Here is a 1,157-nt window from a genome sequence, read left to right on the forward strand (position 1 = left end):
GGATGACCAGACCCGAGTACCTATGCAGGTCTGGATGTCACCCGAATTTACCAACATAAAAAGGCTGGACATGAAATGCTTGCAAAATAATGCAAGTATCTATCGTTATTCGCATGACAATCTGTTTTCATCTGTTTTAGGTATCTGGGATATTAAAACTAAGGTTTACAACCAGACCTTAGATATATTCAGGCAGTGTAGAAAACTCTGAGTTACACATCATTTTTAATAAAGTAGTTCCAGCGAAATTTAGGATTTATCAGGGAGAAAATATGTTTTCGGCAGTAAAAATAAAAGTTGTTTCATTTGTCTTATTATTGGCCTTGGTCTTTTCGTTTTTACTTAATTGGCCAGTTTTGCTCCATTTTTATGACATCCTGTCAAATCTTGAACACTTCAAGATCGGTTTCGTCATTTCAATTCCTTTTTTACTCGTTGCGGCACTTAACTTCGTCTTCATGCCTTTTTCGTTCCGCTACCTGATGAAGCCTTTCTTCGCCTTCCTCTTTGTTACGGGCTCTATTGCCAGCTATACCATGATGAAATATCGGGTGATATTTGATGGTGACATGATCCAGAACATATTTGAAACCAATCAAAGTGAAGCATATGCCTACATTAATCTACCAATCATTATGTGGGTTTTATTCACAGGTGTGCTTCCTGCCATATTAATTTTCTTTGTGAAGATTGAATATGCATCTACTTGGTATAAAGGTATTGCTCAGAGAGCCCTCTCTATGCTGGCCTCGTTAGCAATAGTTGGGGTTATTGCTGCCTTGTACTACCAGGATTACGCATCTATTGGTCGTAACAATCAGACTCTAAATCGTGAAATTGTTCCAGCTAACTTCATGTATAGCACCAGTAAATATCTTTATAGACGCTATATGGCTGAGCCCGTCCCCTTTGCTACTTTAGGCGATGACGCTACACGAGTAGCGAAAGAAGACAAACCCACTCTGATGTTTTTGGTTGTTGGTGAAACTGCTCGTGGTAAAAATTTCTCCATGAATGGCTACGAGAAAGAAACTAACGCTTTTACCAGCAAGATTGATGATGTCATTTCTTTTAACGATGTTCGTTCATGTGGTACTGCTACAGCAGTATCGGTTCCCTGCATGTTCTCCAATATGGGGAGAAAGGAGTTTGATGAT

1 protein-coding gene and 1 pseudogene are annotated in these 1,157 nt (G+C 39.2%); both read left to right on the forward strand.

Annotated elements, in window-relative coordinates; all coding sequences use genetic code 11:
• A pseudogene (locus AACR77_RS22130) lies at positions 1 to 211 on the forward strand (phosphoethanolamine transferase); the annotation flags it as partial.
• 61 nt (positions 212 to 272) lie between these two features.
• Positions 273 to 1,157, forward strand: an 885-nt coding sequence (locus AACR77_RS22135; protein WP_042878916.1) for a phosphoethanolamine transferase, incomplete at its 3' end; no start/stop codon positions are given.

The organism is Aeromonas sp. ZOR0002 (assembly GCF_963866995.1).
Classification (GTDB): Bacteria; Pseudomonadota; Gammaproteobacteria; order Enterobacterales; family Aeromonadaceae; genus Aeromonas; species Aeromonas caviae.